This is a genomic window from Pseudomonas sp. GW821-FHT01E10, from assembly GCF_059422365.1.
The window spans coordinates 76,439-91,574 of record NZ_JBWKWT010000014.1; the positions used below are offsets into that span (position 1 = coordinate 76,439).

14 protein-coding genes are annotated in these 15,136 nt (G+C 59.1%); 4 read left to right on the plus strand and 10 right to left on the minus strand.

The window, feature by feature from the left end:
* Positions 1-9 precede the first annotated feature (9 nt).
* A complete protein-coding gene (locus tag AC07V0_RS22050) occupies positions 10-3,036 on the plus strand; it encodes a multidrug efflux RND transporter permease subunit (protein WP_028939448.1) in 3,027 nt (1,008 codons plus the stop codon).
* Positions 3,037-3,093: 57 nt separating this feature from the next.
* On the opposite strand, the gene AC07V0_RS22055 is transcribed toward AC07V0_RS22050, so the two are convergent.
* The 5 genes from AC07V0_RS22055 to colR all read right to left on the minus strand — a co-directional run bounded on the left by AC07V0_RS22055 (position 3,094) and on the right by colR (position 6,226).
* Entirely contained in the window at positions 3,094-3,321 is a 228-nt protein-coding gene (locus AC07V0_RS22055; RefSeq protein ID WP_082920824.1) for a hypothetical protein, read from the minus strand.
* Complete coding sequence (locus AC07V0_RS22060) at positions 3,318-3,458, minus strand: hypothetical protein (protein WP_173861190.1); 141 nt, start codon at positions 3,456-3,458, stop codon at positions 3,318-3,320. The genes AC07V0_RS22055 and AC07V0_RS22060 overlap by 4 nt, the downstream gene beginning before the upstream one ends.
* A 4-nt stretch (positions 3,459-3,462) precedes the next feature.
* Positions 3,463-4,131: a class I SAM-dependent methyltransferase gene (locus tag AC07V0_RS22065; protein ID WP_064616321.1), complete on the minus strand. Its 669-nt coding sequence runs from the start codon at positions 4,129-4,131 to the stop codon at positions 3,463-3,465.
* A gap of 141 nt (positions 4,132-4,272) precedes the next feature.
* Complete coding sequence (locus AC07V0_RS22070) at positions 4,273-5,553, minus strand: sensor histidine kinase (RefSeq protein WP_064616320.1); 1,281 nt, start codon at positions 5,551-5,553, stop codon at positions 4,273-4,275.
* A complete protein-coding gene (colR, locus tag AC07V0_RS22075; protein WP_007938890.1) occupies positions 5,543-6,226 on the minus strand; it encodes a two-component system response regulator ColR in 684 nt (227 codons plus the stop codon). Before colR ends, AC07V0_RS22070 begins: the two co-directional genes overlap by 11 nt.
* A 201-nt stretch (positions 6,227-6,427) precedes the next feature.
* Here colR and AC07V0_RS22080 point away from each other — a divergent pair, with 201 nt between their 5' ends.
* Positions 6,428-8,377: an LTA synthase family protein gene (locus tag AC07V0_RS22080; protein WP_138866895.1), complete on the plus strand. Its 1,950-nt coding sequence runs from the start codon at positions 6,428-6,430 to the stop codon at positions 8,375-8,377.
* Positions 8,378-8,430: 53 nt separating this feature from the next.
* Positions 8,431-9,174 (plus strand): phosphatase PAP2 family protein, encoded by a 744-nt coding sequence (locus tag AC07V0_RS22085; RefSeq protein WP_064616318.1) that lies wholly within the window; start codon positions 8,431-8,433, stop codon positions 9,172-9,174.
* A gap of 175 nt (positions 9,175-9,349) precedes the next feature.
* Here AC07V0_RS22085 and groL read toward each other — a convergent pair whose 3' ends face one another.
* From groL to AC07V0_RS22105, 4 genes are all read right to left on the minus strand, one after another.
* A complete protein-coding gene (gene groL, locus AC07V0_RS22090; RefSeq protein WP_018926587.1) occupies positions 9,350-10,996 on the minus strand; it encodes a chaperonin GroEL in 1,647 nt (548 codons plus the stop codon).
* Between the two features lie 49 nt (positions 10,997-11,045).
* Entirely contained in the window at positions 11,046-11,339 is a 294-nt protein-coding gene (locus AC07V0_RS22095) for a co-chaperone GroES (RefSeq protein WP_018926588.1), read from the minus strand.
* A 245-nt stretch (positions 11,340-11,584) separates the two neighbouring features.
* A complete protein-coding gene (locus AC07V0_RS22100; protein ID WP_018926589.1) occupies positions 11,585-12,061 on the minus strand; it encodes an FxsA family protein in 477 nt (158 codons plus the stop codon).
* 66 nt (positions 12,062-12,127) lie between these two features.
* On the minus strand, positions 12,128-12,859 hold the full coding sequence (locus tag AC07V0_RS22105; RefSeq protein WP_026286457.1) for a HugZ family pyridoxamine 5'-phosphate oxidase: 732 nt from the start codon (positions 12,857-12,859) through the stop codon (positions 12,128-12,130).
* A 165-nt stretch (positions 12,860-13,024) separates the two neighbouring features.
* Here AC07V0_RS22105 and AC07V0_RS22110 point away from each other — a divergent pair, with 165 nt between their 5' ends.
* Complete coding sequence (locus AC07V0_RS22110) at positions 13,025-13,783, plus strand: SDR family oxidoreductase (RefSeq protein WP_086946092.1); 759 nt, start codon at positions 13,025-13,027, stop codon at positions 13,781-13,783.
* A gap of 64 nt (positions 13,784-13,847) precedes the next feature.
* Here AC07V0_RS22110 and apbC read toward each other — a convergent pair whose 3' ends face one another.
* Positions 13,848-14,942 (minus strand): iron-sulfur cluster carrier protein ApbC, encoded by a 1,095-nt coding sequence (gene apbC / locus AC07V0_RS22115; RefSeq protein ID WP_018926592.1) that lies wholly within the window; start codon positions 14,940-14,942, stop codon positions 13,848-13,850.
* Positions 14,943-15,136 lie beyond the last annotated feature (194 nt).

Consider the following 15,136-nt stretch of genomic DNA (forward strand, 5'->3'; position numbering starts at 1 on the left):
GGAATCCCCATGGCTTTTACCGATCCGTTCATCCGCCGCCCGGTGCTCGCCACCGTGGTCAGCCTGTTGATAGTGCTGCTGGGCTTCCAGGCCTGGAGCAAGTTGCCGCTGCGCCAATACCCGCAAATGGAAAACGCCCTGATCACGGTGACCACCGCTTATCCCGGAGCCAACGCCGAGACCATCCAGGGCTATATCACCCAACCGATGCAGCACAGCCTGGCCAGCGCCGAGGGCATCGACTACATGACCTCGGTCAGTCGCCAGAACTTCTCGGTGATCTCGATCTACGCGCGCATCGGCTCCAACACCGACCGCCTGTTCACCGAACTGCTGGCCAAGGCCAACGAGGTCAAGAACCAGCTGCCCCAGGATGCCGAAGACCCGGTGCTGAGCAAGGAAGCCACCGGCGCCTCGGCGCTGATGTACATCAGTTTCTTCAGCAACGAGCTGAGTAACCCGCAGATCACCGACTACCTGTCCCGGGTTATCCAGCCGAAACTGGCGACCCTGCCGGGCATGGCCGAAGCCGAGATTCTCGGCAACCAGGTGTTCGCCATGCGCCTGTGGCTGGACCCGGTGAAGCTCGCCGGTTTCGGCCTGAGCGCCAGCGATGTGACCAACGCCGTGCGCCAGTACAACTTCCTCTCCGCCGCCGGCGAAGTGAAAGGCGAGTACGTGGTCACCAGCATCAACGCCAACACCGAACTCAAGTCCGCCGAGGCCTTTGGCGCAATTCCGCTCAAGGTCGACGGTGACAGTCGTGTGCTGTTGCGAGACGTGGCGCGGGTCGAGATGGGCGCGGAGAACTACAACACCATCAGCTCCTTCGGCGGCACACCTTCGGTGTACATCGGCATCAAGGCCACACCCGGCGCCAACCCGCTGGACGTGATCAAGGAAGTGCGCAAGATCATGCCGGACCTGGAAGCCCAGCTGCCGCCAAACCTCAAGGGCGAAATCGCCTACGACGCCACGCTGTTCATCCAGGCCTCCATCGACGAGGTGTTGAAAACCCTGTTCGAAGCGGTGCTGATCGTGATTGTGGTGGTGTTCCTGTTCCTCGGCGCCCTGCGTTCGGTGGTGATCCCGGTGGTGACCATTCCGCTGTCGATGATCGGCGTGATGTTCTTCATGCAGATGATGGGCTACTCGATCAACCTGCTGACCTTGCTGGCGATGGTCTTGGCCATCGGACTGGTGGTGGACGACGCCATCGTGGTGGTGGAAAACATCCACCGGCACATCGAAGAAGGCAAGACACCGTTGGATGCGGCCATCGAGGGCGCACGGGAGATCGCCATGCCGGTGGTGTCGATGACCATCACCCTGGCGGCGGTCTATGCGCCGATCGGCTTCCTGACCGGCCTGACGGGGGCGTTGTTCAAGGAGTTTGCCCTGACCCTGGCCGGGGCGGTGGTGATTTCCGGTGTCGTCGCCCTGACGCTGTCGCCGATGATGTGCGCCATGCTGCTGCGCCACGATGAAAACCCCAGCGGCCTGGCCCATCGCCTGGACGTGATCTTCGAAGGCCTCAAACGCCGCTACCAGCGCGTGCTTCACGGCACTCTCAACACCCGGCCGGTAGTGCTGGTGTTCGCGGTGATCGTGCTGTGCCTGATCCCGATACTGCTCAAGTTCACCAAGTCGGAACTGGCGCCGGACGAAGACCAGGGCGTGATCTTCATGATGGCCAACGCCCCGCAACCAGCCAACCTCGACTACATGAACGCCTACACCGACGAGTTCGTCGCCATTTTCAAGGAGTTTCCCGAGTACTACTCTTCGTTCCAGATCAACGGCTTCAACGGCGTGCAATCGGGGATCGGCGGCTTCCTGCTCAAACCCTGGAATGAACGCCACCGGACCCAGATGCAGATCCTGCCGCTGGTCCAGAGCAAACTGGAAAGCATTCCCGGACTGCAAATATTCGGCTTCAACCTGCCGTCCCTGCCAGGCACCGGCGAGGGCTTGCCATTTCAATTCGTGATCAACTCGGCTAACAGCTACGAGGCGCTGTTGCAGGTGATGGACCGAGTGAAAAAAAGAGCGATGGAATCCGGCAAGTTTGCTTTTGTCGACGTCGACCTGGCCTTCGACAAGCCCGAAGTCGTGGTGGATATCGATCGCGCCAAGGCTGCGCAGATGGGTGTGTCCATGCAGGACCTGGGCGGTACTCTTGCGACGATGCTGGGCGAGGCGGAGATCAACCGGTTCACCATCGAAGGTCGCAGCTACAAGGTCATCGCTCAGGTGGAACGGCCCTACCGCGATAACCCTGACTGGCTGAACCATTATTACGTCAGGAACACCAAGGGCGAACTGCTGCCCCTGTCGACCCTGATCACCGTGACCGACCGCGCGCGGCCGCGTCAGTTGAACCAGTTCCAGCAACTCAACTCGGCGATTCTTTCCGGGGTCCCGCTGGTCAGCATGGGTGAAGCCATCGACACCGTGCGCCAGATCGCCCGGGAAGAGGCACCGACGGGTTACGCCGTCGACTATGCCGGTGTTTCACGGCAATACGTTCAGGAAGGCAGCGCGCTGTGGGTCACCTTCGCCCTGGCCTTGGCGATCATCTTCCTGGTGCTGGCGGCCCAGTTCGAAAGCTTCCGCGATCCGCTGGTGATTCTGGTGACTGTGCCGCTGTCGATCTGTGGCGCATTGATCCCGTTGTTCCTCGGCTGGTCGAGCATGAACATCTATACCCAGGTGGGGCTGGTGACGTTGATCGGACTGATCAGCAAGCACGGGATCCTGATCGTCGAGTTCGCCAACCAGTTACGCAAGGAGAAAGGCCTGACACCTCGCGAAGCGGTAGAGGAAGCGGCGGCCATTCGCCTGCGCCCGGTATTGATGACCACGGCGGCAATGGTGTTCGGCATGGTGCCGTTGATCATCGCCACGGGCGCGGGAGCCGTCAGCCGGTTCGACATCGGCACGGTGATCGCAACGGGGATGTCGATCGGGACGCTGTTCACCTTGTTCGTGCTGCCATGCATTTACACATTGCTGGCCAAACCCGATAAACCTTAACGTCAAAAAGCAAAAGGCCTCGCAACTGCGAGGCCTTTTATTTGGGCTTCAATCTGTTCAACTCTGTGGCCTCAGTCCCTGAGAAAGTCCGAACATGAACAGTAACAAGTCATGATCGGGTTGAGTGGCCACGGGTGCTTTGGCTACCCGGGGCAACGGACAACGTGCGTCGCCGTGCACGGAACTGAGGACTTGCGTGCGGGGCTGCTCCCAGGCAGCCACCGCCAAAGAAGCAACTGCCAAGGCTCCGGCTAAAAACAAACCTCGTGCAATTTCGAGTTTCATTGCGATAAGCCTTTGATAGCGCTGCCAAACGCCTTCTCATAAAAATAGACGAGTTTTTCCCAGTCTGTATCGCTGAACGACGAGTGGCGACGCCCTTGCTTCAGGTCATTGGGCGCAGCTGCATAGTGCACTGTCATTCTGTTACCTCTTGCGTAATACATAGACCCGCCACATGGCATAGAGCGGTAAAAAATCCATTTGCCCCTGAATATGGAAACCCGCCTGCTCAAACTCCTTTTCAATCGTGGCAGCCGGTAACACAAATCGAGTCTGGTAACCTTCCTGCCCACGCATCCTCTCGGCGCGCTTGCGTTTCCAGGCCTTGAAATTGCCGTCTACCCATAGCGAAACGATCACGCTGTCGCGGGTGACACGCTCGAATTCGCGCAGGATGGTCAGTCGTTGCTCGGCTTCACCGATGTGATGGAGCAGACGCATGCAGAAAATGCTGTCGACCGCGTTATCGGGCAAGGCAATGTCGAATGCAGACGTGTGCAAGGGTTGTACCCTTTTGACCACGTCGGCGGGTTGAGTGCGCATGGCAGTCTTGAGCATGGACACCGAGTTGTCGGCCCCGATGATGACACGGTTGTGCTTTTCCGCGAGCAACGGCCAGAAACGCCCGGCACCGCAGGGCAAATCGAGGACCAGGCCAGGTTCACCGGCCAACGCCAGGGCCTTTCGCGCCAGGTGTTCATCACGCCATTGGGACAGCCGGCGACCGAGCCCCACCTGGTGCTTGCGCACATTTTTCTGTGCGGGTTGATCGTCGTATTTTTCGGAGAAGCCGAGCTTTATCGGGCCAGCCATGACTGCAATCTCCTGAGCTTCTGATGACAACCACCTTAAGTTGCGGGGTGTCAGCGTCAGGTCATGCCTTGGTGAAAATTTCGTCAGGTAAACCCGGAATCATTTCAGGGTTTTACGGAGCCGATTTATTTTTCAACCCATTCACCTCTTTTTCTGACTCAACTCCACCTGGAAGCGACAACCGTTGGGCTCCATGTTCGTCAGGCTGACACTCCAGCCCTGGTTCTCGCAGATCCGTTGCACCAGCGACAGCCCCAGCCCCAAGCCCTCGCCACGCTTTTCGCTGCCGCGCACGAAAGGCTCGAACATCGCCTCGCGTTTTTCTTCCGGAATGCCCACACCACTGTCCTCGACCACGAACCCCGTATCCGTCAGGGCCAAGCGGATAAACCCATGCTCGGTGTAATGCAGCGCATTACGCAACAGGTTGCCCATCACCGCGTGCAGAAGCGTCGCGTTATAGCGAGTGTCCGGCGGGTTGCCCAACTCGACGTTCAACGTCAGGCCCTTGGCTTCGATCGGTTCGCGCCATTGGCAAAGCAACCCGTCGGCCACCTGACTGAGGCTCTGCTGGGGGCCCATGCTGGCGTCTTCATGCTGAGCGCGGGCCAGCATGAGGAAGGTCTGCACCAACTCGCGCATCTCTGCGCAAGCCCGGGCGATCCGCTCGACCTGGGCACGCCCGCGCTGATCGATGCCGGGGTTTTCCAGCAACAATTCACAGGAACTGGCCAACACCATCAATGGTGTGCGCAGTTCGTGGCTGACGTCACTGGTGAACAATCGCTCACGGGTCAACGCCTGACGCAAGCGCCCGAGGGTGGCGTCGAAGGCCACGGCCAGCTCGCCCACTTCATCGGCGGCATAATCCGGCGCCAGTGGCGGTGCCAGACCCAACAGCTGATCGCGATGGCGCACCTGGCGGGCCAGTCGCACCACCGGCGCCATCACCTTGCGCGCCAGCACCCAGCCCAGAAATACCGCCAGCGCCAGGCTCAGTACGAACCCCACCAGCACTACGGCAAACAGCACCCGTTCACGCTCTTCGAAATCGCTCTGGTCCTGCAACAGCACGTAGCGCCTTCCGTCGACGATTTCGACCATGGCGTGATACGACAGATGGTCGCGAAAGACTTCATGAAAACCCGAGTCCAGGTGCCGCAAATCCTTGGGTAACTCAAAATCGCCCGGCCCTCCGCTGAAATAGAACAACTGGTCCGGCTCGGGGCGGTGGCTCCAGTCCGTCACGCTGTCCATCAGCAACAGGCGTTGCAAATCGCCACCCAGACCTGACGAAATCAGTTTCTCCTCCACCAGGTGCACGGTCGCGATGATGCCTATCGCGAAGGCTCCCGCGACCAATGCGCTCATCAACGCAAAGGCGATGATGATCCGTTGCGAAAGGCTCTGCTTAAACTCCATCACGGCCCTCGGCCAAGCGATAACCGACGCCGTGCACCGTGTGCAGCAGGGGTTTGGCGAACGGCTTGTCGATCACCTGGCGCAATTGATGGACGTGGCTGCGCAGGCTGTCGCTGTCCGGGCAGTCGTCACCCCACAGGGCCTCTTCGAGAATTTCCCGGCGCAGCACGTGCGGGCTTTTCTGCATCAACACCGCCAGCAACTTCAGGCCCACCGGGTTGAGTTTCAGCAGACGGCCTTCGCGCGTCACCTCCAGGGTATCGAGGTCGTAGCTCAGATCGCCGACCTGCAAGGCACGGCGACCGCCACCCTGGGCACGGCGCATGACCGCCTCGATGCGCGCCGCCAGTTCTGACAGGGCAAAGGGTTTGATCAAGTAATCGTCGGCGCCGGATTTGAAGCCTTGCAGACGGTCGTCCAGTTGATCGCGCGCAGTGAGCATGATCACCGGCGTATCACGGCGGGCGTCTTCGCGCAGGCGTTTGCACAGGGTGTAGCCATCGATACCGGGCAGCATGATATCGAGTACGATCAAGTCGTAATGCTCGGTGGCCGCCAGGTGCAAGCCAGATAAACCGTCCTGCGCGCAATCCACGGTGTAACCTTTGAGCCCCAGATAATCGGCCAGGTTGGCCAGGATATCGCGGTTGTCTTCAACCAATAGAATTCGCATCGGCACCTCCTCCGTATACAGTAACGGCCGTCTTGGCCCGCGCAGCTTAAGGCCTAGTGTGACTCAGGGCTAGGGCGGCCGGTCGTAGAATCGATGCGCTCAACCAAATAATGGTGCTAACAAGTTTTTCACTGTCGGTTCACAACCCGACTACAGCGTTCAAGAGAAACTTTCGCGCGATTGATATAGGGAATGTAGATAATGGATTGTTTGAAGACGGCGCCAATGCGCTTTCTGCTACTGGTAACCGGTTCCTGGCTGGTCATTTTTCTCCTGACCCGAAGCGTTCTCCTCCTCACTCACCTGGATGAGGCAGGCAGCGGGCTCCTGTCCGTGTTTGGCATCGGCCTGCTTTATGACCTGGGTTTCATTGCCTACGCGGCGCTGCCCATGGGCCTCTATCTGCTGCTATGCCCGCCGGCCTTGTGGCGCCGCCGTGGCCATCGCTGGTTCCTTCAGGGCCTGCTGACCGTCAGCCTGTTTGCCATGCTGTTCACGTCGGTGGCCGAATGGCTGTTCTGGGATGAGTTCGGTGTGCGTTTCAACTTTATCGCTGTCGATTACCTGGTCTACTCCGACGAAGTGCTGAATAACCTGTTGGAGTCGTACCCGATCGGCAAGCTGCTGAGCCTGCTCGCGGTGCTGGCCGTGGTCCTGAGCCTTGCGTTGCGCAAATCCTTCAACGCTGCACTGGACGCACCATTGCCTGCCATGCGCGGGCGTCTGCTGAATGCACTCGGCCTGCTGATCGTCGCGGGCCTGAGCGCGCAACTGCTCAGCCAGGATGCGCCGCGCGCTCAGGGCGGCAATGCCTATCAGAACGAACTGGCGAGCAATGGCCCGTACCAGTTCTTCGCCGCCTTTCGCAATAACGAACTGGATTACCCGCAGTTCTACAGCACCCTGCCGACCTCCGTCGTCGCGCAACAGATTCGCGCGGAACTGACCGAGCCCAATGCTCGCTTCATCGGCGAGGATCCACAGGACATCCGCCGGATGATCGATAATCCCGGCACCGAACGAAAACCCAACATCGTGCTGGTCACCATCGAAAGCTTCAGTGCCAAGTACATGGGCAGCAATGGCGACGATCGCAACCTGACACCAAACCTCGATGCCTTGCGCAAACAAAGCCTGTACTTCAATAATTTCTACGCCACCGGCACCCGCACCGATCGCGGCCTGGAGGCCATCACCCTGGCCATTCCACCGACGCCGGGGCGCTCGATCGTCAAGCGCGTGGGTCGTGAAAGCGGTTTCGCCAGCCTCGGCCAGCAACTTGGCGCCGTGGGTTACGACAGCGTATTCGTGTATGGCGGGCGCGGTTACTTCGACAACATGAACGCGTTCTTCAGCGGCAACGGCTATCGCGTCGTCGACCAGAGCAGCGTCGATGAATCAGAGATTCACTTCAAGAACGCCTGGGGAATGGCTGACGAAGACCTCTATAACCAGACCCTGAAACTGGCCGATGCCGACTACGCCAGGCAACAGCCGTTTCTACTGCAACTGATGACCACCTCCAACCATCGCCCCTACACCTACCCGGATAACCGTATCGATATCAAATCCGGTAACGGACGCGACGGTGCGGTGAAGTACACCGACTTCGCCATTGGTCAGTTCCTCGATCAGGCGCGCAAAAAACCCTGGTTCGATAATACAATCTTCGTCTTCGTTGCCGACCACACGGCTGGCAGCGCCGGCAAAGAAGACTTGCCGATCAGCAACTATCAGATTCCGCTGTTCATCTATGCACCGAAGCTGATCGACGCTCGGGAAACCGCACAGCTGGCCAGTCAGATCGACCTTGCGCCAACGTTGCTCGGGCTGCTGAACCTGGATTACCAGTCGACGTTCTTCGGTCGCAACCTGTTGCAGGACAATCCACTGCCGCCGCGAGTGGTGGTGGGCAACTATCAACATCTGGGCTTGTTCGATGGTAAGGATTTAGCGATCCTGAGCCCGCGTGAGGGTCTGCGTCGCCACGACGATGCACTGACCGACAGTCGCGAATCACAGGCAACCACAGGTGATCCGTTGATCACCCGCGCAATCACTTACTACCAAACTGCCAGTCATGGCTTCAAGCAACAGCTGCTCGGCTGGAAAGCGCCCACGGAGGGCATCCGCCAAGTCAGCGAACGTTAATCGAATGGCCCCGGGCTGATGCCCCGGGGTTTTTCCATTCATCAGGATCCACCATGTCATCAACCGCTGTCCGTCCCGTCTCCCGCCCGCTCAATTTCTGGCTGTGCCTGGGGGTGCCCGCCATTGCGGCGATCACCCTGATGCTGCTCGAGTTGACGTCCCTGGACATGGACCTTGCCAAGCTGTTCTATGATCCGGTCGCCGGTGCGTTCATCGGGCGCCACAGTTATTTCCTGGAAAACATCCTGCATGACCGGGCCAAGCAAGTGGTCATTGCCTTTTCGGTGTTCTCTATCCTCGGCTTTGTCAGTTCCTTTTTCATTGAAAGGCTCAAACCGTTCAAACGTGAAATGGGTTGCCTGGTGTTGTCTCTGGCGCTGTCAACCTCCTTTGTCACTCCGCTCAAAGCGGCAACGGCGGTGCAATGCCCATGGAGCCTGGAACAATTCGGCGGGCACGAAACCTACAGCGAACTGCTGAGTCCTCGCCCGCATACCGACAAGCCAGGCCGCTGCTGGCCCGGTGGTCATGCGGCGACCGGTTTCACCCTGTTTGCGTTGTTCTTTGTGTTGCGTGACCGACGCCCACGGCTGGCACGCTATGCGTTTATCTTCGCTTTCACGTTGGGCTCCGTGTTTTCCATCGGCCGGATGATGCAGGGCGCGCACTTCTTCTCGCACAACGTGTGGACGGCGATTTTCTGCTGGCTGTTTTGCCTGGGTGCGTACTACAACATCCTGTACCGGCCGGCCTCCAAGACTGAACAGGCGAACGAGGCAAAACCGGTCAGCGCCTGAACCGACGCCATTGCGGGCAAGCCCTGCTCCCACAGGTTTACGCAATCCACTGTGGGATCGTGGCTTGCCCGCGATGGATGGCCGCGACGCGATCTGCGGACCTACCAAAATGAAGGCAATAAAAAGCCCCGCCTGCTCGACGCAGGCGGGGCTTTTTTATAGGGGTAAGGCTGGCTTACATCATGCCGCCCATGCCACCCATACCGCCCATGTCTGGCATACCGCCGCCAGCTGCACCGTCTTTCTTCGGTGCTTCGGCAACAGCGGCCTCGGTGGTCAGGATCAGACCGCCAATCGAGGATGCAGCTTGCAGAGCCGAACGGGTCACCTTGGTTGGGTCCAGGATGCCCATTTCGATCATGTCGCCGTATTCGCTGGTGGCAGCGTTGTAACCGAAGTTACCCGCGCCTTGCTTGACCTTGTCGACAACCACGCTTGGCTCGTCGCCGGAGTTGGCAACGATCTGACGCAGTGGCGCTTCAACCGCACGACGCAGAACAGCGATACCGACGTCCTGATCGGCGTTGTCGCCTTTCAGTTCGCTGATGGCTTGCAGGGCACGGATCAGTGCCACGCCGCCGCCAGGTACCACGCCTTCTTCAACGGCTGCACGGGTAGCGTGCAGGGCGTCTTCAACGCGGGCTTTCTTCTCTTTCATTTCAACTTCGGAACCAGCGCCGACCTTGATCACTGCAACGCCGCCGGACAGTTTGGCCAGGCGCTCTTGCAGTTTTTCACGGTCGTAGTCGGACGAAGTGTCGGCCACTTGTTGACGGATCTGGGTCACGCGAGCCTGGATATCAGCCTCAACGCCGGCGCCGTCGATCACGGTGGTGTTTTCTTTGGACAGGATAACGCGCTTGGCATTACCCAGGTGTTCCAGGGTAGTGCTTTCCAGGCTCAGACCGATCTCTTCGGAGATCACGGTACCGCCGGTCAGAACAGCGATGTCCTGCAGCATGGCCTTGCGACGGTCGCCGAAGCCTGGAGCCTTGACGGCTGCGACTTTAACGATGCCACGCATGTTGTTCACAACCAGAGTCGCCAGGGCTTCGCCTTCAACGTCTTCGGCCACGATCAGCAGTGGACGGCCGGCTTTGGCAACGGCTTCCAGTACTGGCAGCATTTCGCGGATGTTCGAGATCTTTTTGTCGACCAGCAGGATCAGCGGACCGTCCAGCTCGGCAGTCATGGTCTCTGGCTTGTTGACGAAGTACGGGGACAGGTAGCCACGGTCGAACTGCATGCCTTCAACAACCGACAGTTCGTTTTCCAGGCCCGAGCCTTCTTCAACGGTGATCACGCCTTCTTTACCGACTTTTTCCATGGCTTCGGCAATGATGTCGCCGATGGAGTTGTCGGAGTTGGCCGAGATGGTACCTACCTGAGCGATTGCCTTGGTGTCAGCGCAAGGCTTGGACAGGGCTTTCAGTTCCTTGACGATCGCGATGGTCGCTTTGTCGATACCGCGCTTCAGGTCCATCGGGTTCATGCCGGCAGCGACGGCTTTCAGGCCTTCGTTGACGATCGACTGAGCCAGAACGGTAGCGGTGGTGGTACCGTCGCCTGCGTCATCGTTGGCACGGGAGGCAACGTCTTTGACCAGCTGCGCGCCCATGTTTTCGAAGCGGTCTTCGAGTTCGATTTCTTTGGCTACGGAAACGCCGTCCTTGGTGATGGTCGGAGCGCCGAAGCTCTTCTCGATGATCACGTTACGGCCTTTCGGGCCCAGGGTCGCTTTTACTGCGTCAGCCAGAACGTTGACACCGGTGAGCATTTTCTTGCGGGCGGAGTCGCCGAATTTAACTTCTTTAGCAGCCATGATCGATATTCCTTAAATACTTTGTAGTAGCGGGAAAATGAGCGGGGAATCAGCCTTCGACAACAGCGAGAATCTCGTTCTCAGCCATGATCACCAGGTCTTCGCCATCGACTTTCACAGTGTTGCTGCCGGAGTACGGGCCGAACACCACCTTGTCACCCACTTTCACGGACAGTGCACGCACTTCGCCGTTGTCCAGCACTTTGCCTGGGCCTACAGCTAGGACTTCACCCTGGTTTGGCTTCTCAGCAGCCGAACCTGGCAGGACGATACCGCCAGCGGTTTTCTTTTCTTCTTCGCTGCGACGGATAACGACGCGGTCATGCAGAGGACGAAGCTTCATTGTCGATCTCTCCTAATTGTGGTTTTCATCGGCCGGTGTAGTCCCGGCGGGTTTAACAAATCCGGCGGCGCCGGGTGCGGTTCGTCGAGCGAACCGCGGAAGTCTGTCTGGCGCAATTGCCAGAAACCTTGCGGTGACCGTTACATAAGGGCGCGCGAGCCTATTTCAAGGGCCGAGAGCGAAATTTTTACGTCGATACCCTGAAAATGAACACGGCACCCAAAGGTGCCGTGTCGATGGACATGTTACTTGGAGTCGCGGTGTTCGAACTCGCCTTCGATCACGTTAGGCTCACGGCCCAACGGCTGACGTGGAGCAGGACCGCCCCGCGGCTGAAGGTCATCGGCAAACGCACGCTGGCGCATCGCTTGTTCCTCGGCGCGCTGGCGCATTTTATTGGCCAGCAGTCGACGAGAGATCGGCAGCAACATAATCAGACCCAGCACGTCGGTGACGAAGCCCGGCAGAATCAACAGACCACCCGCCAGGGCCAGCATCAGGCCTTCGAGCATGGTCTGGGCCGGCAACTCGCCGCGGCTCAGGCTTTCACGAGCGCGCAGCGCAGTAGCCAGACCGGCGATACGCAGCACGAACACGCCGAGCATCGAGCCGAGAATGATCAGCAGCAGGGCCGGGAAAAACCCGATCGCTGCGCTGACCTTGACGAATACGAACAGCTCCAACACCGGAAACAGTACAAAGAGCAACAAAAAAGGGCGCATCAAATGGTTCCTCAACGCAAGTAAGCCTTGCCAGTGTTCCTTAGATGACGTCGCCGTTTCGTGAATTCAAGCATCGGCCACTTGATTTTTCGGCCAATGTTCGGCGTGAGCCAGGAAAACCAAGGCTTCCCGGACTTGTGTCGGCGTATTACAAGGCGCTTGAAACGGCAGCCAGTAGAGCCCCTGGCCGATGCGCAAGTGCATGCCTTCGCTGTCGATGCCGACCAATTGCGCCGGCACGGTTTTCGGCAGGCCCGCCAAGTCGACATAGTGGGCGATGGCTTTGGCGTGATCGGCATTCATGTGCTCGACCATGCTCACTTCGGCCTTGCCGGCGAACGGGTTGGCGAGGGTCAGTTGGTCGACCCAGTGAATCGCGCCGAAGCCGCCGATGTAACGGTGGCGTACCGGTTTGAGCACCCAGAAATCGAAATCGTGGGCCTTGTGATAGTTCTGCGAATCCGGGAAATAGCGGTAGTAACGCTCGGCTGCCGCTTCGATGGCTGCGGTGTCCTCGAGTTTTTCCCCTTCGGCCAGGTAGGTCAGCCGACCAACGGCTTGCACGTCTTCGGCCTCGCGTTCACCCACCAGCAGCGAACATTTCGGATCCTTCAGCAGGTTGTGAGTGTGCTGTGCGATGCGGCTGATAAGGATCAGCGGCCGGCCCTGTTCGTCCAGACAGTACGGAACCACGGAGCCAAACGGGAAACCGGGCATCGCTTTGGAGTGCGTCGAGAGCACTCCACGGTATTCCTTGAGAAGCAATTCTCGGGCATGCTTAGCCACTACAACGCTCAATTTATGACTCCTTATATAGATTCCGTCGAAAAAACGGACAGGCGTCTGGGTGAAAGTTCCAGTACGCCACAGGGGCAGTTCTCATGTGCAGCCAGGCCACATCAGGCTCAGATCGAGAGGCCCTCTAGAAGGAGAAACACTCCGATCGGCTATGGGGCTATGCGAATGCAACTCACTGACAAAGTAATCATTATCACCGGCGGTTGCCAGGGTTTAGGCCGCTCCATGGCCGAGTATCTTGCAGGTCGTGGCGCCAAGCTGGCCCTGGTGGACCTGAACCAGGAAAAACTCGCCGCCGCCGTCGCCGCTTGCAAGGCCAAGGGTGTCGAGGCCCGTGCCTACTTGTGCAACGTCGCCGATGAAGAGCAAGTGACCCACATGGTCAGCCAGGTGGCCGACGATTTCGGCGCGATCCATGGCCTGATCAACAACGCCGGCATTTTGCGTGACGGCCTATTGCTGAAGGTCAAGGATGGCGAAATGACCAAGATGAGCCTGGCCCAATGGCAAGCGGTGATCGACGTCAATCTGACCGGCGTGTTCCTGTGCACCCGTGAAGTCGCGGCAAAAATGGTCGAGCTGAACAACAGCGGCGCGATCATCAATATCTCGTCGATCTCACGCGCCGGCAATATCGGCCAGACCAACTACTCCGCCGCCAAGGCCGGTGTCGCTGCGGCGACCGTGACCTGGGCCAAGGAACTGGCGCGCTACGGGATTCGCGTGGCGGGCATTGCGCCGGGCTTCATCGAAACTGAAATGACCCTGAGCATGAAACCTGAAGCGCTGGAAAAAATGACTTCCGGGATTCCGCTCAAGCGCATGGGCAAACCCGAAGAGATCGCCCAGTCGGCGGCCTACATTTTCGAGAATGACTACTACACCGGTCGGATTCTGGAGCTGGATGGCGGGTTGCGTATCTAAAGCAATATCAAAAGATCGCAACCTCGTGTCGAGCGAAGCGAGGCTGCGATCTCTTTTCAGCGATTTAATCGTCGCTGACGGTGATGTTCGGCATCGCCGGCGTCGCAGCTTCCTGCAACACGATCCGCGCGCCGACATGGCGGGCCAGTTCCTGGTAAACCATCGCAATCTGGCTGTCAGGCTCGGCGATCACCGTTGGCTTGCCGCCATCGGCCTGTTCGCGAATCAGCATCGACAGCGGCAACGAAGCCAACAGTTCGACGCCATACTGGTTGGCCAGCTTCACACCCCCGCCCTCACCGAACAAATGCTCGGCATGCCCGCAGTTGGAGCAGATGTGCACGGCCATGTTTTCGACCACGCCCAGCACCGGGATGTTGACCTTGCGGAACATTTCCACGCCCTTGCGCGCATCCAGCAATGCCAGATCCTGCGGGGTGGTCACGATCACCGCACCGGCCACCGGGACTTTTTGCGCCAGGGTCAACTGGATGTCGCCGGTGCCTGGAGGCATGTCGATGACCAGGTAATCCAGGTCGCCCCAGGCCGTTTGCGTGACCAGTTGCAACAAGGCGCCGGACACCATCGGCCCACGCCAGACCATCGGCGTGTTGTCGTCGGTCAGGAAGGCCATGGACATCACTTCGACGCCATGGGACTCGATCGGAATGAACCATTTCTGATCCTTGACCTGAGGACGGGTGCCTTCAGGGATGCCGAACATGATGCCCTGGCTCGGACCGTAGATGTCCGCGTCGAGAATCCCCACTTTGGCACCTTCCCGAGCCAACGCCAGCGCCAGGTTGGCGGCCGTGGTGGATTTGCCCACGCCTCCCTTTCCAGACGCCACGGCCACCACGTTTTTGACGTTGGCCAACCCCGGAATCTGTGCCTGGGCCTTGTGCGCGGCAATCACGCTGGTGATCTCGACACGGGCAGTGACCACGCCATCCAGGCCCTCGATGGCCATCTGCAACAACTGCGCCCAGCCACTCTTGAACAGACCGGCGGCGTAACCCAGTTCCAGCTGGACGCTGACGCGATCGCCCTGAATATCGATGCTGCGCACGCACCCGGCGCTGACCGGGTCCTGGTTCAGATAAGGGTCGGTGTATTGGCGAAGGACGGCTTCCACCGCTGCGCGATTGACGGCGCTCATGGGCAACTCCGATAGCAAGACTGGAAAATCAGGCGGGTATCCTAACCGTTCTGTCGCCTGGACGGGATGCTTTCAGAATATGACAAATATCTTATGACCGGCGGGTACAAAGGTCCGTGGAAGCTGGCCGTGGGGGTGAAAAATATGCGCCGGCGCTTTATAGTGGCCGACCTCCGTTTCATCAAGTAGCCGAG